Genomic DNA, 17,593 nt, shown 5'->3' on the forward strand with positions numbered 1-17,593 from the left:
CGGAGTGAGGCGTCGGTGTTCCCTGGAACACCCCTCATCCGACCTCGCTTCGCGAGGCCACCTTCCCCCACAAGGGGGGGAAGGGAGAAACACTCACGCCGCTTTGCCGCGCACCTGGTAATCCTTGACCGCGGTGAAGCGGATCGCTTTCCAGCGCTCGGCTTCGTAGTTGAGCGAGAAGGCGTGCTGGGCGAGGAAGACCGGGTCGTTGTCGAGGTCGCGGGCGATGTCGCCGCGATGCGCCTCGATAAAACGCTGGACTTCCGCCTTGTCGTCGGCCGAGATCCAGCGGCAGATCGAGAAACGCGACATCTCGAAATCAACCGGCAGCGTGTATTCGATGTTCAGCCGTTCCTTCAGAACGTCGAGCTGCAGCGCGCCGACGACGCCGACGATGGCCGGCGAGCCGTCCTCGGGTGAGAACAGCTGCACGACGCCTTCCTCGGCCATCTGGTGCAGCGCTTCCTTCAGCTTCTTGGCCTTCATGGCGTCGCCGAGGCGCACGCGGCGCAGGATTTCGGGCGCGAAGTTCGGCACGCCGCGGAACAGGATCTCCTCGCCTTCGGTCAGCGTGTCGCCGATGCGCAGCGTGCCGTGGTTGGGGATGCCGACGACGTCGCCAGCGAAGGCCTCGTCGGCGGTGACGCGGGTGCGGGCGAAGAAGAACTGCGGCGCCGACAGGCTCATCGGCTTACCGGTGCGCACCAGCTTGGCCTTCATGCCGCGCTCAAGCTTGCCCGAGCAGACGCGGACGAAGGCGATGCGGTCGCGGTGGTTCGGATCCATGTTGGCCTGGATCTTGAAGACGAAGGAGGTCATCTTCTCCTCCGTCGCCTCGACCGTTCGCTCGTCGGCTTCCTGGGCGCGCGGCGGCGGGCCGTAGGCGCCGAGCGCCTCGATCAGGTCGCGCACGCCGTAATTGCGCAACGCCGAGCCGAAATAGACCGGCGTCAGGTGGCCTTCGCGAAAGGCTTCCACGTCGAGCGGGCGACAAGCCTCCCGCGCGAGTTCCAGTTCCTCGATGAAGGCTTCGCGCTCGTTTTCGGGCAAAAGGCCGGCGACGCGGTTGGAATCGGGCCCGTTGACCGGCGTGCGCTCCTTTTCCGCGTCGCCCTTGCGCACCGCGTTCAGCGCCAGGTGGTAGGTGCCGGAAAAGGTCCTGCCACGGCCGATCGGCCAGGTGACGGGCGCGGTGTCCAGCGCCAGCTTCTGCTCGATCTCGTCGAGGATTTCGAACGGATCGCGGCTCTCGCGGTCCATCTTGTTGACGAAGGTTATGATCGGAATGTCGCGCAGCCGACAGACCTCGAACAATTTCAGCGTGCGCGGCTCGATGCCCTTGGCGGCGTCGATGACCATGACCGCCGAATCCACCGCCGACAGCGTGCGATACGTGTCGTCGGCGAAATCCTCGTGGCCGGGCGTGTCGAGCAGGTTGAAGACGTTGTCGTCATATTCGAAGGTCATCACCGAGGTAACGACCGAGATGCCGCGCTCGCGCTCGATCTTCATCCAGTCGGACCGGGTCTGGATGCGGTCCTTCTTGGCCTTAACCTCGCCGGCGAGCTGGATGGCGCCGCCGAACAGCAGCAGCTTTTCGGTGAGCGTGGTCTTGCCGGCGTCAGGGTGCGCGATGATCGCGAAGGTGCGGCGGCGCGATACCGCCTGTTCGATGTCTTCTGCCAATTTCTGGAATCCTGTCTGTGGCGCGGGCTTCTAGCAGCGCTTGTCCGGCGTGTCGACGGTTTTGGAGAGACCGGTTCGACCGGCGCAGCAGAGAGACGTGCCGTCGGCAAAAGACCTTGGTCCTCAATTCCACATTCCGTCGCGATCGATCTTGCCGCCGTACCTGGTGACCGACGATATTTCCAAGCGTTTGATACCGATGTCGCGCAACAGGTAGTCCGGCAACTCGTCCAGCCAGGCGCGATCCCTGCGAATGCGGACCATCCGCGCGAGGACGCGCAGGCCGGAACGGCATATTTCGACGGCTGTCGCGAAGAAACGCCCGTTAACGGATGAGCGGGCGACGGGCTTCATTCCCATGCGAAGGGATGGCATGATCATCTTCCTTTTGTTTGAACGAAAGGATCGGGAGGGCCGTGCAGGCCCTCCCGAAGACGCTGCGCGTGTCAGGACCGGTCGTGCTCGCAGCTCACATAAGGGTTCCAGTCGGCGAACATGCCGGCCGGGTTGTGCCGCCAGTGCCAGACATGGAGCTCGTAATACGGGTCCACCGGATGGACTCCCACCGTCGTCTTGCGCTGCAGGGTGCGGCCGAGGAATTCGGGTACACCTTTGCCCTTCCAGTCCTTTTCGAAGACGATGTATTCCATGCCGACGAGCTGCATCGAGCCATCGGCCTCCGGCTCGTAGGTCAGCACATCTGGCTCGCCGAGCACGAGCCTGCCGTCGCCGGCCCGCTCGGGATGGATGAAGTGGACGCCCATCGTTCCGTGCTGGTCATGCGTCGTGCATTCGAACAGTTGCCGATAGCCGTCCGCCTTGGCGACCTCGATGTCGAAATACTTGGCCGCCATCTCCCGAGACCGGTTGAGCACCGGATCGGGCATGTCGTGGGCGACCGCGGTGCCGCAAAACAGCGCGGAGGCGCCGACGGCAAGGACAATTTCGGCAAAGCGCTTCACGATCGATCCTCCCCGTCAGGCTGCGGCGTAAGCCGTCGTCGGATCGAACAGGCGCTTGACCTGCGTGATCTTCGTTGCCGGGAAGCCGCTCATCTTGGCATGACGCTGGATGATCGCCTCGTCCTTGGCGAGATAGACGCAAAAGGTCTTGTCGTCCGCCACGAAGGATTCGACCCACTGGATGTCGGGGCCAAGCTCGGCCAGAACGGCATTTGAGGCCTTGGACGCATCGCGAAGCTGCTCGCGCTCGAAGGTGCCGACCTTGGGAATCTCGCGTTCGATGATGTATTTGTGCATATCATAATCTCCTTGATCTGGGTTCAAATGCCACCGGGCGCCCGACCAGGTCGGTGCCCGTGACATCCCGGGGGCCGCTGAGCTAAACTGCAGCTTGGCCCGCCAGGCAGACGGAGAATTACGAAAGAGGCGGCCAACAGTCCTTACGCCGCCCTTATCTTATTCTGATCCTTTGCCTATTGCCGTTACAGGGATTGCTGCCGATGGGAATTTATTGCTTCGGCGACTTCGAACTCAATGAGGAGTCCCGCGCCCTTCGCCTCGCCGGAAGCGAGATCGAGGTGCAGCCCCTGGTCTTCGATTTCTTCGCCGTCCTGCTGCGCCATAAGGAGCGCGCCTTGAGCAAGGACGAATTGCTTGAGAGGCTGTGGCCCGACGTGACGGTGACCGAGGCTTCGCTGCAGCGCGTCGCGAGCCTTGCCCGCGGCATCCTTCGCCAGGGCGGCATGGAGACGGCGCTGCGCAACCTGCCCCGCTTCGGCTACCGGATTTGCCTCGATCAGCCGGCCGCCTTGCAAACCAGGCCGGCGCCGGCTGATGGGGGCGGCAGGCCCTCGATCCCCGGCCTGCCAATTCTGTCGGCGCGGGCTGCCGTTGCAGCGAGGAAATGGCATGACGCCGCGGCCTCTTTCACGCAGGCGGATGCCGCCGACGAGCTGCTGACGGCCGATCTCGAGGAATGGGCGCTGGCGCTGGAATGCATGGGCCGGCCGGCCGAAGCCATTCCGCTTCTGGCGCGCGCGGTGACGGCTTACGGCGTGGCCGGCGAGCGACTGCGCGCGGCTTCCCCCGCAATCACCCTCGCCAGGATCCATCTCGAGAGAGGCGAGCTTGCCGTCGCCAAGGGCTGGCACAAGCGCGCCGCGCAGTTGATCGATACCGCTTCCGACAGCAGGGAGCACGGTCTCTGGTGCTGGATGGGGGCGCGCATCATGGGCGCGGAAGCCGAGCCGGAACAGGCGCTTGCGCTGGCTGAGCAAGCCTTCGCGGTCGGCAGGCACCTCGACGATCCGGTGGTGGAGTCGCTCGGCCTTATCTATCGCGGCTTCTTCAAGCTGTGTCTCGGTGAAACCAAAGCCGGGCAGGAGGATCAGGACCTTGCCGCCGCGCTCGGCCTGTCCAGCGATGTCGACCCGATCGTCGGCGGGATCCTCTACTGCAACATTCTGTGGGCTTGCCGGAATTTCGGCGACTGGTCGCGCGCCAACCAATGGACGCTCGGCTACGAAGATTGGTGCAGGGGACACGGGCTGGAAGACCTTTCGGGCTCGTGCCGGCTGCATCGCGCCGAAGTGCTCGGCGTTCATGGCACGCTGAAGGAGGCGGAAGCGCTTGTGCGCGCGGCACTCGACCAGCTCGCACTCGACGCGCCCTGGGCGACCGGCGACGCCTTGCGCGTGCTGGGCGACATTCACCTGGCGGCCGGAGAATTCACGGAAGCCGAAACGGCCTACCGCGCATCGCACGCAGCAGGCTGGGATCCGCAGCCCGGACTTGCGCTGCTGCAACTGGAGCAAGGGCAGGCGGAGGCCGCTTTCAGCGCTCTCGAACGTTCCCTAGTGGGCAATGGCTGGCCGACCTTGCAGCGGCGAGGCATGGTCCTCGCCACGCTCGCCAAGGTGGCGGCGCGGACCAATCGGCGCGAGCGGGCGAAGGAGGTGATCGCCGAATTGGAGACCCAGCCGCAGCGCTGGCCGATGGCCTCCATCCAGGCGCTGACCGCGGAAGCCAAAGCGGAGCTTTTCATGCAGGAAGAGCGCCCCGCCGAGGCTGCCCGGGAGCTGCAGATCGCATGCTCGCACTGGAACGAGATCGGCTCGCCGATCAATGTCGCTGACGCCCGGCTGTCGCTCGCGGCGCTGCTCATCAGGATGGGCGATCGTTCCGGCGCTGAGCTGGAGCTCGGCACCGCGCTCGCGATTGCGAAGAAAGTCGACTCTTCACGGCTCATGCGGCGCTGCGACGAGCTGAAGGGCCTGATTGCCGGGGCGCAGGCGGTAGCGGCGGGCAGCGTCTAGCTCTCACTTGAGGTCTGCTCGGCGCGGTGGCATGAGAGGGAAATCTCTCTCAAAGGTCCGGCATGAGCAGCGCAAAGCAAGTCATCGTCATCGGCGCCGGCATCATCGGCGCTTCGATCGCTTGGCATCTTATGAAAGCCGGCGCGCGGGTGACGGTGGTTTCGGAAAGCGGCGCCGGCGGTGTCGCCACGCCGAATTCCTTTGCCTGGATCAATGCAAGCTGGGGCAATCCGGAAACCTATTTCCGGCTGCGCATCCGCGCCATGGCCGAATGGAAGCGGCTGGCGAAGGACGTGCCGGGCCTGCCGCTCGCCTGGTGCGGCGGCCTGTGCTGGGACCTGCCCGCGGACAGGCTCGAGGCCTATGCGGCCGAGCATTCGTCCTGGGGCTATGGCATCGAAAGGGTCGGGCGCGAACAGGCGGGGCGCATCGAGCCCAATTTGGCAGAGCTTCCCGAGTTTGCGCTTTATGTCGCGCAGGAAGGCGTGGCCGAGCCTGTGGCGACCACGAAGGCGCTGCTGGCCGATGCCGAACGGCGCGGCGCACGGATCGTCACGGGAACCGTCGACAGGCTGGCGCTGGTCAACGGCAAGGTCACGGGCGTCGTCGCTTCGGGCGAAATCATCGCCGCCGACGAGGTGGTGATCGCGTCGGGCGCCGGCGCTCCGGCGATCGCCGCGACGGCAGGCATCAAGCTGCCGATCGAGACCCCGCCCGGCCTGATCGTGCATTCGCGACCGCACCCAAAGCTGCTCAACGGGCTGGTGCTGGCTGACAGACTGCATATGCGCCAAACCGCCGAGGGCCGCATCATCGCCGGCTCAGATTTCGGCGGCGGCGATCCGGGCGAGAATCCGGAGGCCGCCGCGCAGGCGCTGTTCGCCGCGACGAAAGCGATGCTGCGCGACGCCAACGGGCTGGAATTCGACTTCCACACGATCGGCTACCGTCCGACGCCGGTCGACGGTTTCCCGATCGTCAGCCGCGCGGAAGGCATCGGCGCGCTCTACGTCGCCGTCACCCATTCCGGCATCACGCTGGCGCCGGCTATAGGCCTGTTTGCGGCCAGCGAAATCCTCGGCGACAAGCGCGATGCGTTGCTTGAACCCTACGCGCTGTCGCGTTTCGCTCAGTAGCCAGGAGGCCGGCGAAACCCTCCGATGAGCGACGCAATCGCGGCTGCAATGCCGAGCAGCCGCGCTTCCGACCATTTCCTGCCGACCAATTGAAGGCCGACCGGCAAGCCGTCGCGGTCCTGCCCACAAGGGAACGCGAGCGCCGGATGGCTGGAATAGTTGAACACCGCTCCATAGGCCGGTAGCATCCAGTAGCTCTCCTCCTTGCCATTGACCTTGAGCGGGCTGCCCGGCTTGCAGTGCGGGAAGGCCGTGGTCATGGCGACCGGGCAGAGCAAGGCATCGCAGCTGTCAAAGAACCGCTCCCACGCTAGGATCGACTGGTCGCGGCGCGCAAGCGCGGCGAACCAGCGCGACACCGGCGTCGGCTGCTCCGGCGGTTCCGGCTGTGCGGCTTCCAACATCATGCCGATCAATGCACCGCCTTCGGACAAATCGTCGTGCAGGTCGAGCTTCGGCAATTTCGCGCTCTCCACAGCCGCGCCAGCCGAGGCGAGCTGCGCGGCCAGGCCTTCTACGGCGGCACGGATTTCGGCGGCGACGGGGAAGCCGGGGAAAGATTCGGCCACGGCGATGTGCAACGACTTGAGTTCGAGTTTCGGCATCGGCTCAACCGGCAGGGGCGCCAGGTCGGTGTCCGCGCGGACCGGTCCCGCAATGATCCGATAGATCAGCGCCAGATCCTCGATGTTGCGAGCAAGCGGGCCAACACATGACATCAGCCGCACGCTGCGCGGCATGCCGCCGGGATCGGGAAAGGCGCCGGCCAGCGACACGCGATGTTCAGTTGGCTTCAGGCCATAGACGCCGCAGAAAGCAGCGGGCAAGCGTATGGAATCCTGCATGTCGGTGCCGACTTCGAACGGAGTCATGCCTGTCGCGACTGCCGCGGCCGCGCCACCGCTTGAGCCGCCCGCCGTGCGCGACGGATCCCACGGATTGGACGTGCGCCCGAACAGCGGGTTATCGGACTGCCAGTCGCCCAGCATAGTGGCGACGTTGGTCTTGCCGACCAGTATGGCGCCGGCTGCTTTCAGCCTTTCAACCACAGGGCTGTCCTGCCTAGCCATGTAGTCAGCAAAAGGCGGGAAGCCGGCGGTGGTCCTGATGCCCGCCGTCTCGTGCGCATCCTTCAGCGTGAACGCCACCCCATGCAGCGGACCGAGCGTGTCGCCGCGCGCCGTTGCCGCATCGGCCAGCAGGGCACGTGCCCGCGCCTGTTCGCGATCGAAGATGACGACAGCGTTGACCGCCCCGTTGTGCCGGTCGATCTGGGCAAGCTGCGCATCGAGCGCCTCGATCGCCGAAATTTTTCGCTGGGCAATGGCTGCCGCGAGCTCGGCAGTCGAGGAAAACCCGATATCCATGTGCACACTCCGGCTGCTTGGCGCGCTTCGCCTTGAACATGGCGGATGAGGGCGCGGCTTCAAGCCGAATTCAGCATCCGAAGCTTGCCGGCGCTTGATCGAAATTGCGCCAAGTGCCGATTTCCCTCACCCTGCCAGAGCCAACCGGACGGCCGCCGGCGCGAAAGGCTTGATGCTAGTGCTGTCGCGGGTCATGGTGACGAAACTCGACTGCGGAATCTCGTGCCAGGTCCGGCCCTCCCGATCGAACGGCTCGGAGACGATGCAGCGGCCTATTCCCTTGGCGAAGGCGCCGGTATAAAGCGTCGGAGCATGCTCGTCGGTGGCGTAGCGAACGGCGTGAAGCGCCCGACCGTCGCTGAACGCAGCCGTCAGCTTCAGCGACGGTTCGATGCCGGCACCGCGCGCAGCCTCAAGGACGCGACTGGTGGTGCGCGACACCGCACCGTAGGGATCGTCCGAAAGCCCTTCGCCCATCATAAGCTGAAAGAACAGTTCGGAATCCGTGCTGCCTTCGATCTGGTCGAACAACGTATCGGAGAGGGAATTCTCGAGCGCGCGACGGATCTTCTCGAAGCCGCCGATCTGGCCGTTATGCATGAACGACCAGCGGCCCGAAACGAAGGGATGGCAGTTCGCGCGGCTGGTGGCGCCGCCTGTCGAGGCGCGCACATGGGCCAGGAACAGGCCGGATTTTATCTGGCGTCCAAGGCTCCTGAGATTGGTATCGGACCAGGCCGGCAGGACGTCGCGGTAAAGGCCGGGTTCCGGCCGGTCACCGTACCAGGCTACGCCGAAGCCGTCGGCATTGGTCGGCGATTTCGCCTCCTTCGCGCCATGGCTCTGAACGATCAGGGAATGGGAGGGTGCGGCGATGACGTCCTCGAGGAAGATCGCATCGCCGAGATAGGCTGCCCACCTGCACATTGTTTGATCCTCTGTCGATGCGTTCCGGGCACGCGAATGGATGCGCGGCCCGCCGAGCGCCACAGTTGACAGGAGGGAGCCTGGGCGTCCTTACGCCGCGCTTACGTTTTGCTGATCTCTGCCTGAATCCGGCAGCCTGGATCTTGCTTCAGCCGACCAGCGCCAGCGGGGCCGCCGCCGGCGCGAACGGACGGATGCCGGTGCCGCCCCTCGTCATGGTGACGAAGCTCGATGGCGGGATCGCCTGCCACTCGCCGCCGTTGCGGTCGAAGGGCTCGGAGACGATGCAATGGCCGGCGCGCTTCGCGAAGGCGCCGGTATAGAGCGTCGGCGCATGGCTGTCGGTGGTATAGCGGACGGCGTACAGCGCCTCGCCATCGGAAAAGGCCGCGGTCAGTTTCAACGCAGGTTCGATGCCGGCCCGGCGGGAGGCTTCGATGACGCGACCGGTTGCCCGCGACACCGCGCCATGTGGGTCGGTCGCCAGTCCCTGGTCGATCATCAAGAGGAAAAAGAGCTCGGAATCGGTGGTGCCCTCGCGCTGGTCGAAGACCGCGTCGGAGAGCGTGTTCTCCAGCGCGCGACGGATCCTTTCGAAGCCGCCGATCTGGCCGTTATGCATGAACGACCAGCGGCCGGAGACGAAGGGGTGGCAGTTCATGCGGCTGGTGGCGCCGCCGGTCGAAGCGCGCACATGGGCGAGGAACAGGCCCGACTTGATCTGCCGGCAGAGGCTCTTCAGATTGGGATCGGACCATGCCGGCAGGATGTCGCGGTAGAGTCCAGGCTCGGGCCGGTCGCCATACCAGGCCAGACCAAAGCCGTCGCCATTGGTCGGCGACTTGGCTTCCTGGGCGCAGTGGCTCTGGGCGATCAGCGAATGGCAGGGCGCGGTGATGATGTCTTCGAGGAAGACCGCTTCACCAAGATAGGCCGCCCACCGGCACATCGCATTCCACCATTTATCAGGCGCGGTCCAGGAGAGCCTTTGGCTCCTTCACCGCGTGCGAGCCTCTGTTGTGCGTGCGCTCATAGAGCTCGCGAACGATTCGGCTGGCCGTAGTCTCGAACAGAAATGGCAAGAAAGCGTGAACGAGCGCGGCGCCCGCCGCCATCGACAGGCGCGAGCAGAACCAGGCGGCGAAAGCCATATGGCCGAAATAGGTCTCGCCGACCTTCTCCGGGTGAGCCGTGAACAGTGCCGTAAACCGTGTCGTCATGGTGATCCCTCCTGCCGGGATGAGTCCCGATAATGAGTATCGTGCCATACGGCTTTGGTTCATTGGTCCCAAATGGTCCTTGCTTTTCGATGTCTTGTGGGACATTCATCCCAACATGGCGACGGAAATCGATGAGATTGATCGAAGATTGCTGGCTGAGCTGCAACGCGACGGCACGCTGTCGGTCGACCAGCTGTCGGAGCGGGTGGCGCTTTCGCGCAATGCCTGTTGGCGGCGTGTCAAGCGGCTGGAGGAGGATGGCGTCATCACCGGCCGCGTCGCGCTGGTCGATGCCGACAAGCTTGGGCTTGGGCTGTCCGTCTTCATCCTGGTCCGCACCTCCAACCATGATCCGGACTGGCTGCAGAAATTCCGCGCGGCGGTTACCGGCTTTGCCGAGATCACCGGCGTCTACCGCATGTCGGGCGACCTCGACTATGTGCTGAGGGCCCGCGTCGCCGACGTGAAGGCCTATGACCGCCTCTACCAGCGGCTGATCGCCAAAGTGGCGCTGTCGGACGTCTCGGCCTCCTTCGTCATGGAGGAGATCAAGGAGACGACCGTGGTGCCGGTGGAACTGCGCTAGATAGGCCGAGGCCTCCGCGACTTCGTCATCCACGGGCGGAGCGGGAGCGAAGCGGACGCGGAGACCCGAGGATCCATTCCGTTACCTCGATCAGAGACTGCGGCGGAGCAGAATTCTGCACCGTTGCGACGCTTTGAGGTCACGGAATGGATCCTCGGGTCTGCGCCGCGTCGCTTCGCTCCTGCTCCGCCCGTGGATGACGAAGTGACGAGTGTTTTCGCCAATCGCCAAAGTAGACCGCGAGGCCATAGTCACGCCAGAAAGAAAGCCGTTGATAGTATGGCGGGCGAGTTGACCGAATCGCCGCACGCGCCGATAGGATCGATTTCATGCGCACGGCTGTCCATTCTTCCTCCGTCATCGGCCCCACCGTCGGTTTCGTCAGGCTTCCGCATGGCGAAGACCTGCCTCTACCTGCCTATGAGAGCTCAGGCGCCGCCGGCATGGATTTGCGCGCCGCGGTGCCGGAGGACCGGCCGCTGCTCATCCTGCCAGGAAAACGCGCGCTGGTGCCGACCGGGCTCGTCCTGGAAATCCCGGAAGGCATGGAAGGCCAGGTGCGGCCGCGCTCGGGCCTTGCCTTCAAGCATGGGCTCACCGTCCTCAATACGCCCGGCACCGTCGACAGCGACTATCGCGGCGAGGTGAAGGTGCTGCTGGTCAATCTCGGCGACGAGGATTTCTCGGTGACGCGCGGCATGCGCATTGCCCAGATCGTTTTCGCGGCCGTGACCCAGGTTGCGGTCGAGGAAAGAGCATTGGCCGGCGGCACGGCGCGCGGCGCAGGCGGCTTCGGGTCGACCGGCACCGCTTGAATGGCAATCCCCAAGCTCGTTATTTTCGACTGCGACGGTGTCCTGGTCGACACCGAGAACCTTGCCAACAGGCGCCTCGCCGAATGGCTGACCGTCGCCGGGTTTACGACCACCTTCGAATATTGCCGCAAGAACTTCTCCGGCCGCAGCATGGCCTCGGTGCAGAAGGAGATCGAAGAGACGACCGAGGTGCGGCTCGGCGCCGACTTCGTCGAGCGCTGGAATGCCGGCCTGCCGGACCTTTTTTCAAACGGGGTCGAAGCGATCCCTTATGTGCGCGACTTCATCGATAAGGTGCGGGCCGCGGGCATCGCCTATTGCGTCGCCTCCTCGGCGCGGGTCGCGAAGATGCACATCACGCTGGGCCAGACCGGGCTGTTGCCGCTGTTCGAGCATGCGATGTTCTCGTCCACCATGGTCAGCCGAGGCAAGCCGTTCCCGGATCTCTTTCTGCATGCGGCAAGGACGATGGGCTTCGCGCCGGCCGACTGCATCGTCATCGAGGACAGCGTCGCCGGTACCCAGGCCGGCATTGCCGCCGGCATGCGGGTGTTCTCCTATTACGCCGATCCGCTCTCCGATCGCGATGGCCTGGCGGCGGCCGGCGGCATATTGTTTGACGACATGCGCGACCTTGCCGGCCTCGTGCCGATCCGCTGATCGCATCCGGCTGCGCACCGCAACCGGCCGTGCTAGCGTGAGCGCATCCGAGGGGCGCGGTCCTATGATTTCCACCCTATGCCGTTTCATGTTTGCCTGCCTGCTGCTGCCATGCCTGTGGACAGCTGCGCTGGCGCAGGCCGTCAGCTTTCCGGAGTTGAACAGCGCCGTTCCAGGGCATCAGGACGTCACCTATTTCGACCTCGCCAAAATGATCGTGCCCGATCTCAAGTCCGGCGGCGACGGTTTCTACACAGGCGGCGCGCCGATCGAGATGCGCGACATCCTCGGCGGCGACGACGGCGGATCGCCGCCCGAGGCCGTCAACCTGCCGAATGCGGCGGTGCTGGCCATCAAGGCCGGCGGCAAGGACCGGCTGGCGATACTTCTAGACCTCGGCCAGGCGCAGGACAGCGCCGAAGGGTTTGCCGCGCTGGCGCTCTACGATCTCACCGGCAAGCCGAAGCTGCTCGACGCCGTCAATGTCGGAACCGACCGGAGCACCTATTTTCGCGATCCAGGAAAACTCCCGATCAGTGCGGGCGACGACGCGCTCATCACCATGAGCACACATTTCAATTCGAACCAGGGCTATGTCGGCACGATCCTGATCCTCGTCCGCGACGACCGCTTCGAGCCTATCGACCAGATCAACACGTTCGACGAGAATGTCTGCGCCTACAAGCGCACGCAGGACCTGTCCTTCCGGACGCTCGGCGGCGACAAACCCTACGCCGCGATCAAAGTGACGGTGACCGATGCCACCAAGCCGAGCGGCGAGAGTTGCGAGGAGCCGGCGCCCAAGGCGGTCTCGCACGACATTTCCGTCACCTATCGCTGGAATAAAGCCAGATCGCGTTACGCAAGCAATTCCGACGCTTTCGAGAAATTGTCAGCAGAAAACGCCAAACGTTTCTGAGCCGGAAGCATTCGTTTGCCCGGTTCAAGCGGCCGCTATAAATTCGCCGCACGACCCAACTCATGATTGAGGACCTGCCATGGACGACAAGGGCAAGATTTTTCGCGATCTGCACGCCTCCACCTTCGTCATGCCCAATCCCTGGGACATAGGCACGACAAAGCTTCTTTCTTCGTTCGGCTTCAAGGCGCTGGCGACGACCAGCGCCGGCTTCGCCTTCTCGCGCGGCCTGCCGGACGGCGCCGTGACCTTCGAGGCCATGATCCATCATTGCCGCGAGGTGACGGCCGCGACGGAGCTGCCGGTTTCGGCCGATCTGGAGCGCGGCAAGGGGGACAGCCCAGAACAGGCGGCCGAAACCATCTTCGCGGCCGAAGCCGCCGGTCTCGCCGGCTGCTCGATCGAGGACCACACCGGCGACCCTGGCAATCCGATCTACGATTTCTCGCTAGCGACGGAGCGCGTCGCTGCCGCTGTCGAGGCGGCCCGGGCGCTCAAGCATGATTTCGTCTTCACCGCGCGGGCCGAGAATTTCCTGTGGGGCAAGACAGACCTCGACGACACCATCAAGCGGCTTCAGGCTTTCGAGAAAGCCGGCGCGGACGTGCTCTATGCGCCGGGCATCGGCGACGTCGAAATGGTGCGCACGATCTGCTCGTCGGTGAGCCGGCCGGTCAATGTGATGGCCCGACCCGGCTTCACCATCGCCGACCTTGCCACGGCCGGAGCCAAGCGCATCTCGCTCGGACCGTGGCTGACCAATTTCGCCTATGGCATGCTGGAGACGGCGGCGCGCGAAATCCAGCAGGACGGCACCTTCGGCTTCGCCCAGGCGGCGATGCCGTTCGGCAAGCTGCAGGCGCTGTTCCGCGGCGGCACCGATTAAAGCAGTTCCCGCGCCGAAACCGCCTTGTGCAGGTGCACCATCATGGCGGCGGCGAAAAGCGGCGTCAGAAGGTTGAGCAGCGGCACGGCAAGGAACATGGCGATGACCAGCCCGGCCAGGAACACCGTGCCGGCATGTTTGCGGCGCAACGCCTTGGCCTCGGGCTCGGGACGAAACCGCATGGCGGCGAACTCGAAGAATTCGCGGCCCAGCAGATAGCCGTTGACGATGAAGAACGCGGCAATGTTGATGCCCGGCACCAGCAACAGCAGCAGCGCGACGATGTTGCCGAGGACGACCACGCCGAAGAATTTGACGGCGAGCGCAAGCGAATGCAGCGCCGGCACGGCTCGGCCGGGCAGATCGTTGGGGTAGTCGGTACGTTCGACCACTTCGGCGACATCATCGAGGAACAGGCCGGCGACGATCGCGGTCACCGGCGCGATGAGCAAGGCCAACCCCACAGCCAGAACGATGCCGGCGATGATGCCGCCCAGCCACCCGGCCCAGGACGGCAGGCCTGGAAGCAGCGTTTGCAGCCATGGCCAGGCCAGCCATTCGAGCAGGCTCTCCAAACCGACCCAGAGCGCCAGCAGAGCGAGCAGCGTCAGCCCCAGCGTCTTTAGAAAGACGGAGCGGAATTCGGGAGAGAACAACCGGCTGGCGGCAGCGCGGGCGGCGTCGAGGATCACAGCGTCTTCAATCCCTCATCGAAAAAGACGCTTCGCAGATAAGCAGGCTGGATGCCAGGCGCAATTATTGCGCAAGCCTGGCCTGTCTGGCCGGAATGGTCATCGCCGCGACGCCGGCGACGACGAAGGCCATGCCGAGCCAGGCCGCCGGTCCGAGGCTTTCGCCGAGGAAGACGGCGCCGATGCCGACGCCGATCGGCACGCGCAGATAGGCCTGCGAGGTGGTGCCGACCGAGCCCAGCGTGTGGATGAGGCGGAAATAGATGACGAAGGCCAGCGCCGTCGAGAAGACCGACAGGCCGAGCAGGGCCAGGATCGATGCGCCCGACGGCGCAAGCGTCCATGGCCGGTCGACAACCAGGCTCAGCGGCACAAGGATGGCGGCGCCGCAAAGCATCGAACCCGCGGCGGGTATCATCGGATCGAGGCCCTTGAAGCCGCGGCCGAAGATCGCCGCGCCGGCATAGGAGACCGTCGCGATGACGATCGCAAGCTGCGCCCACAATTGATGGCCAAGCCCGCCAAGCGCCTGCGTGCCGATGATGAGACAGATGCCGACGATGCCGGCGCCGACGCCGAGCAGCTTGCGCGCCGTTACGGGCTCATGGCGCGTGATCAATGCCGTCAGCAGGAAGGTGAAGATCGGCGACGTCGAATTGAGGATGGTGGCGAGGCCGGCATCGACCGAGCGCTCGGCGGCGGCGATCAGCGTGAACGGCACGACGCTGTTGAGACAGGCCTGGAAGGCGAACCGGCGCCATACTGCCGCGTCGGCCGGCATGGCAAGGCCGCGCCAGCGGATGATGGTGAAGAGAATGCCCCCGGCGATCAAGGTCCGGGCGGCGATGAAGGTCACAGGCGGGATCGTCTCGACGCCGATCTTGATGAAGGTGTAGGAAGCGCCCCACAGCACCGCCAGGACGCCGAGCAGCGCCAGTTCGGTGGACATTTCGCTCTTCTCGGACATTTCTGCGCCTTCTGCTGCGGGAACGATCCGCTTTGTTGTTACGCAATTGCTGACGGAATACCGCCACTCACTTTTCCTGGAATTGCTTCTAGCCCATGGCGGCGCGGAAATGTTTCGATCGCCGTGAAACCTTAGCGGTGAAGGCCGCGGTCGATATGGGCCAGTTCGACACGAACGCTGCCGCAGCCGGCGCTTCGCAAACAATGGCGATTTTCGGGGTAGGCAAAGCAATGCCAAGTCGCTAGACCCGCGCCCGGCCGGCATGCCAGATAGCCGGGCAGCCCTTGGCGGAGATTTTGATGCCGGAATATGACGTGCTTTGCATCGGCAATGCCATTGTCGACATCATCGCGCAGTGCGACGAAGCTTTTCTCGAGACCAACGGCATCATCAAGGGCGCGATGAACCTCATCGACGCCAAGCGCGCCGAACTGCTCTATAGCCGCATGGGCCCGGCGATCGAGGCTTCCGGCGGCAGCGCCGGCAACACCGCGGCCGGCGTCGCCAGCCTCGGCGGACGGGCCGCCTTCTTCGGCAAGGTGTCGAACGACGCGCTGGGCGAGATCTACACCCATGACATCCACGCCCAGGGCGTGGCCTTCGATACCGCACCGCTCAACGGCGAGCCGCCGACGGCGCGCTCGATGATCTTCGTCACGCCCGACGGCGAGCGTTCGATGAACACCTATCTCGGCGCCTGCGTCGAGCTTGGCCCCGAGGATGTCGAGGCCGACAAGGCCGCCGGCGCCAAGGTGACTTATTTCGAAGGCTATCTGTGGGATCCGCCGCGCGCCAAGGAGGCCATCCGGCAGACGGCGAAGCTGGCGCATGCGGCGGGCCGCGAAGTGTCGATGACGCTGTCGGATTCCTTCTGCGTCGACCGCTACCGCGACGAGTTTCTCGAGCTGATGCGTTCGGGCATCGTCGACATCGTCTTTGCCAACAGCCACGAGATCAAGTCGCTCTACCAGACCGCCTCCTTCGAGGAGGCGCTCGCCGCCATCCGCAAGGATTGCAGAATAGCCGCCGTCACTCGTTCTGAAAAAGGTTCGGTCATCGTGCGCGGCGACGAGACCGTCATCATCCAGGCGACGAAGATCAAGGAACTGGTCGACACGACCGGAGCCGGCGATCTCTACGCTGCCGGCTTCCTTTACGGTTACACGACCGGCCGCAGCCTCAAGGACTGCGGCGATCTCGGCTCGCTGTCGGCCGGGCTGGTGATCCAGCAGATCGGCCCGCGCCCGCGCCAGAATCTGCGTCGCGAGGCAGAGCAAGTGGGGCTTCTTTAGAGCTGCCCAATAAGTACCGTCGCGTCACCGCCAACAGGGTCAAAACCGGCTTGTCTGTCGCGCCCCTGTCATAGAGCGCTCCTACACGCAAACTGAGGCGTACTGTGACTGACATTGCGGCACGCTAAACCAGGGGTGTGAAGATGCATGCCAGCAACCTGCCGGGCCGCGGCGTTCGTTGCCGCCGCAGTTTTTGCTTTCCGCAATAAGAATTTCAGCATCGGCCGGCGCCTGGGAGGAGCGCGGGCCACAAGACAGATTCATGACCAGATTCCAGAACTCGTCCGACGGGATTTCACAAGAGGCATTGGCAGGCCTGGTCGCCGAGGCGGTGCAGCAGGCCTTGATGCAGCAGGGCGTCCTGCTTGACACCGAGGCACTGACTTCAGCCGGCAAGGTTGCCGGCCATGTGGCCGCTGCCCTTCCCTTCCTGCCATCTGCGCAGCGCCTTGCAATCGATTCCTTCAAGGGCGATTGGACCGGCCTTGCCTCCGATTTTCTGCGCGAAATTGCGGAAAAGATAGCGAGCGGGGATTCGACCCTCCCCGACCGCAGCTTCGAGACCCCGCCGAAACCGGAAGCAGGAAGGCCGATTGCACCGCATATCGCCGAGCGCGCCGCGGATCTCCAGTCGATGCTGATCGAGGATTGGGCCGGCGAAGTCACCGGCTCCACCTATCTCGAGGACAAGCTCCGTATCCCGCGGTCGACGCTGCATCGCTGGCAAAGGCGCGGCGAGGTCGTTGCGCTGCGCAAGGGCGGCCGCAAACATGTCTTCCCATTGGCCCAGTTCGTCGACGGCAGGCCGGTTCCGGGGATCAGCGGCGTGCTTTCGACGATCGCCAATCCGAGGCTTGCCTGGTTTTGGCTAACCCGACCCTCGCCCGAGCTCGACGGCCGCATCCCCATAGAGATGTTGCGGGAAGACATGGTCGAGGACGTCGTCCGTGCCGCCCGCGCTCTATCCTGACTCCTTTTCCGCGGAGTCAATTTTTCTATATTTATCCGGATTCTTAGAAAATTATCCGGCAAACTATTCGTTATAAAACTGTAACAATCGGCACATTTGGCACATCATACAGATTATCCCGCGTTCCGATTGTACTTATTGTTCCGAATGTCCCATCTTTGCATTTATGTGACGTGATATTTGCGCAACAAGA

19 protein-coding genes are annotated in these 17,593 nt (G+C 64.3%); 9 read left to right on the top strand and 10 right to left on the bottom strand.

The features are described 5' to 3' along the window. Positions 1 to 93: 93 nt before the first annotated feature. The 4 genes from LB526_RS17620 to LB526_RS17635 all read right to left on the bottom strand — a co-directional run bounded on the left by LB526_RS17620 (position 94) and on the right by LB526_RS17635 (position 2,945). Positions 94 to 1,686 carry a peptide chain release factor 3 gene (locus LB526_RS17620; protein WP_224545142.1) on the bottom strand — a complete coding sequence of 531 codons (1,593 nt, stop codon included), beginning with the start codon at positions 1,684 to 1,686 and terminating at the stop codon, positions 94 to 96. Positions 1,687 to 1,809: 123 nt separating this feature from the next. Continuing rightward, entirely contained in the window at positions 1,810 to 2,061 is a 252-nt protein-coding gene (locus LB526_RS17625; protein WP_224526952.1) for a DUF1127 domain-containing protein, read from the bottom strand. Between the two features lie 71 nt (positions 2,062 to 2,132). Further along, positions 2,133 to 2,648 (bottom strand): hypothetical protein, encoded by a 516-nt coding sequence (locus LB526_RS17630; RefSeq protein WP_140843938.1) that lies wholly within the window; start codon positions 2,646 to 2,648, stop codon positions 2,133 to 2,135. Positions 2,649 to 2,663: 15 nt separating this feature from the next. Further along, on the bottom strand, positions 2,664 to 2,945 hold the full coding sequence (locus tag LB526_RS17635; protein ID WP_140843940.1) for a DUF4242 domain-containing protein: 282 nt from the start codon (positions 2,943 to 2,945) through the stop codon (positions 2,664 to 2,666). A gap of 203 nt (positions 2,946 to 3,148) precedes the next feature. Between LB526_RS17635 and LB526_RS17640 the strand changes: the two genes are divergently transcribed. Both LB526_RS17640 and LB526_RS17645 read left to right on the top strand, forming a co-directional pair. Beyond that, positions 3,149 to 4,963 carry a winged helix-turn-helix domain-containing protein gene (locus LB526_RS17640; protein WP_224526954.1) on the top strand — a complete coding sequence of 605 codons (1,815 nt, stop codon included), beginning with the start codon at positions 3,149 to 3,151 and terminating at the stop codon, positions 4,961 to 4,963. Between the two features lie 62 nt (positions 4,964 to 5,025). After that, positions 5,026 to 6,099: an NAD(P)/FAD-dependent oxidoreductase gene (locus tag LB526_RS17645; RefSeq protein WP_224526956.1), complete on the top strand. Its 1,074-nt coding sequence runs from the start codon at positions 5,026 to 5,028 to the stop codon at positions 6,097 to 6,099. Here the strand turns inward: LB526_RS17645 and LB526_RS17650 are convergent. The 4 genes from LB526_RS17650 to LB526_RS17665 form a co-directional block, all read right to left on the bottom strand. Beyond that, a complete protein-coding gene (locus LB526_RS17650; protein WP_224628874.1) occupies positions 6,093 to 7,466 on the bottom strand; it encodes an amidase in 1,374 nt (457 codons plus the stop codon). The two genes, LB526_RS17645 and LB526_RS17650, sit on opposite strands and share 7 nt — an antisense overlap. 126 nt (positions 7,467 to 7,592) lie before the next feature. After that, positions 7,593 to 8,393 (bottom strand): class II glutamine amidotransferase, encoded by an 801-nt coding sequence (locus LB526_RS17655; protein ID WP_224526961.1) that lies wholly within the window; start codon positions 8,391 to 8,393, stop codon positions 7,593 to 7,595. Positions 8,394 to 8,541: 148 nt separating this feature from the next. After that, on the bottom strand, positions 8,542 to 9,342 hold the full coding sequence (locus LB526_RS17660) for a class II glutamine amidotransferase (protein WP_224526963.1): 801 nt from the start codon (positions 9,340 to 9,342) through the stop codon (positions 8,542 to 8,544). A gap of 16 nt (positions 9,343 to 9,358) precedes the next feature. Beyond that, positions 9,359 to 9,613 (bottom strand): DUF6356 family protein, encoded by a 255-nt coding sequence (locus LB526_RS17665; RefSeq protein WP_040994452.1) that lies wholly within the window; start codon positions 9,611 to 9,613, stop codon positions 9,359 to 9,361. A gap of 115 nt (positions 9,614 to 9,728) precedes the next feature. Between LB526_RS17665 and LB526_RS17670 the strand changes: the two genes are divergently transcribed. The 5 genes from LB526_RS17670 (at position 9,729) to LB526_RS17690 (ending at position 13,479) form a co-directional block, all read left to right on the top strand. Continuing rightward, positions 9,729 to 10,199, top strand: a complete 471-nt coding sequence (locus tag LB526_RS17670; protein WP_095766090.1) for an Lrp/AsnC family transcriptional regulator — start codon at positions 9,729 to 9,731, stop codon at positions 10,197 to 10,199. 329 nt (positions 10,200 to 10,528) lie between these two features. Beyond that, positions 10,529 to 11,014 (top strand): dUTP diphosphatase, encoded by a 486-nt coding sequence (gene dut / locus LB526_RS17675; RefSeq protein ID WP_224628876.1) that lies wholly within the window; start codon positions 10,529 to 10,531, stop codon positions 11,012 to 11,014. Then, on the top strand, positions 11,015 to 11,674 hold the full coding sequence (locus LB526_RS17680) for an HAD family hydrolase (protein ID WP_224602608.1): 660 nt from the start codon (positions 11,015 to 11,017) through the stop codon (positions 11,672 to 11,674). Positions 11,675 to 11,738: 64 nt separating this feature from the next. Continuing rightward, entirely contained in the window at positions 11,739 to 12,593 is an 855-nt protein-coding gene (locus LB526_RS17685; RefSeq protein ID WP_224628878.1) for a hypothetical protein, read from the top strand. Between the two features lie 79 nt (positions 12,594 to 12,672). Continuing rightward, positions 12,673 to 13,479 carry an isocitrate lyase/phosphoenolpyruvate mutase family protein gene (locus tag LB526_RS17690; protein WP_224628880.1) on the top strand — a complete coding sequence of 269 codons (807 nt, stop codon included), beginning with the start codon at positions 12,673 to 12,675 and terminating at the stop codon, positions 13,477 to 13,479. Here the strand turns inward: LB526_RS17690 and LB526_RS17695 are convergent. Both LB526_RS17695 and LB526_RS17700 read right to left on the bottom strand, forming a co-directional pair. Beyond that, positions 13,476 to 14,171, bottom strand: a complete 696-nt coding sequence (locus tag LB526_RS17695) for a sulfate transporter family protein (protein ID WP_224628882.1) — start codon at positions 14,169 to 14,171, stop codon at positions 13,476 to 13,478. The genes LB526_RS17690 and LB526_RS17695 overlap by 4 nt on opposite strands. 64 nt (positions 14,172 to 14,235) lie before the next feature. Further along, positions 14,236 to 15,120 (bottom strand): EamA family transporter, encoded by an 885-nt coding sequence (locus LB526_RS17700; RefSeq protein WP_411967724.1) that lies wholly within the window; start codon positions 15,118 to 15,120, stop codon positions 14,236 to 14,238. 317 nt (positions 15,121 to 15,437) lie between these two features. Between LB526_RS17700 and LB526_RS17705 the strand changes: the two genes are divergently transcribed. After that, entirely contained in the window at positions 15,438 to 16,430 is a 993-nt protein-coding gene (locus LB526_RS17705) for an adenosine kinase (protein ID WP_224628886.1), read from the top strand. A 262-nt stretch (positions 16,431 to 16,692) separates the two neighbouring features. Further along, the gene (locus LB526_RS17710) at positions 16,693 to 17,400 is read left to right on the top strand and encodes an antitoxin Xre/MbcA/ParS toxin-binding domain-containing protein (RefSeq protein ID WP_224628888.1); all 708 of its coding nucleotides are present in this window, start codon (positions 16,693 to 16,695) and stop codon (positions 17,398 to 17,400) included. Positions 17,401 to 17,593: the final 193 nt, after the last annotated feature.

This window comes from Mesorhizobium sp. CA6, from assembly GCF_020165035.1.
Lineage (GTDB): Bacteria > Pseudomonadota > Alphaproteobacteria > Rhizobiales > Rhizobiaceae > Mesorhizobium.

What these genes read in the sequence shown, in the direction of transcription:
- LB526_RS17625 (WP_224526952.1), bottom strand. Translation starts at nt 2,061, where the DNA reads ATGCCATCCCTTCGCATGGGAATGAAGCCCGTCGCCCGCTCATCCGTT.
- LB526_RS17635 (WP_140843940.1), bottom strand. Translation starts at nt 2,945, where the DNA reads ATGCACAAATACATCATCGAACGCGAGATTCCCAAGGTCGGCACCTTC.
- LB526_RS17640 (WP_224526954.1), top strand. Translation starts at nt 3,149, where the DNA reads ATGGGAATTTATTGCTTCGGCGACTTCGAACTCAATGAGGAGTCCCGC.
- LB526_RS17645 (WP_224526956.1), top strand. Translation starts at nt 5,026, where the DNA reads ATGAGCAGCGCAAAGCAAGTCATCGTCATCGGCGCCGGCATCATCGGC.
- LB526_RS17650 (WP_224628874.1), bottom strand. Translation starts at nt 7,466, where the DNA reads ATGGATATCGGGTTTTCCTCGACTGCCGAGCTCGCGGCAGCCATTGCC.
- LB526_RS17655 (WP_224526961.1), bottom strand. Translation starts at nt 8,393, where the DNA reads ATGTGCAGGTGGGCAGCCTATCTCGGCGATGCGATCTTCCTCGAGGAC.
- LB526_RS17660 (WP_224526963.1), bottom strand. Translation starts at nt 9,342, where the DNA reads ATGTGCCGGTGGGCGGCCTATCTTGGTGAAGCGGTCTTCCTCGAAGAC.
- LB526_RS17665 (WP_040994452.1), bottom strand. Translation starts at nt 9,613, where the DNA reads ATGACGACACGGTTTACGGCACTGTTCACGGCTCACCCGGAGAAGGTC.
- LB526_RS17670 (WP_095766090.1), top strand. Translation starts at nt 9,729, where the DNA reads ATGGCGACGGAAATCGATGAGATTGATCGAAGATTGCTGGCTGAGCTG.
- dut (WP_224628876.1), top strand. Translation starts at nt 10,529, where the DNA reads ATGCGCACGGCTGTCCATTCTTCCTCCGTCATCGGCCCCACCGTCGGT.
- LB526_RS17680 (WP_224602608.1), top strand. Translation starts at nt 11,015, where the DNA reads ATGGCAATCCCCAAGCTCGTTATTTTCGACTGCGACGGTGTCCTGGTC.
- LB526_RS17685 (WP_224628878.1), top strand. Translation starts at nt 11,739, where the DNA reads ATGATTTCCACCCTATGCCGTTTCATGTTTGCCTGCCTGCTGCTGCCA.
- LB526_RS17690 (WP_224628880.1), top strand. Translation starts at nt 12,673, where the DNA reads ATGGACGACAAGGGCAAGATTTTTCGCGATCTGCACGCCTCCACCTTC.
- LB526_RS17700 (WP_411967724.1), bottom strand. Translation starts at nt 15,120, where the DNA reads ATGTCCACCGAACTGGCGCTGCTCGGCGTCCTGGCGGTGCTGTGGGGC.
- LB526_RS17705 (WP_224628886.1), top strand. Translation starts at nt 15,438, where the DNA reads ATGCCGGAATATGACGTGCTTTGCATCGGCAATGCCATTGTCGACATC.
- LB526_RS17710 (WP_224628888.1), top strand. Translation starts at nt 16,693, where the DNA reads ATGACCAGATTCCAGAACTCGTCCGACGGGATTTCACAAGAGGCATTG.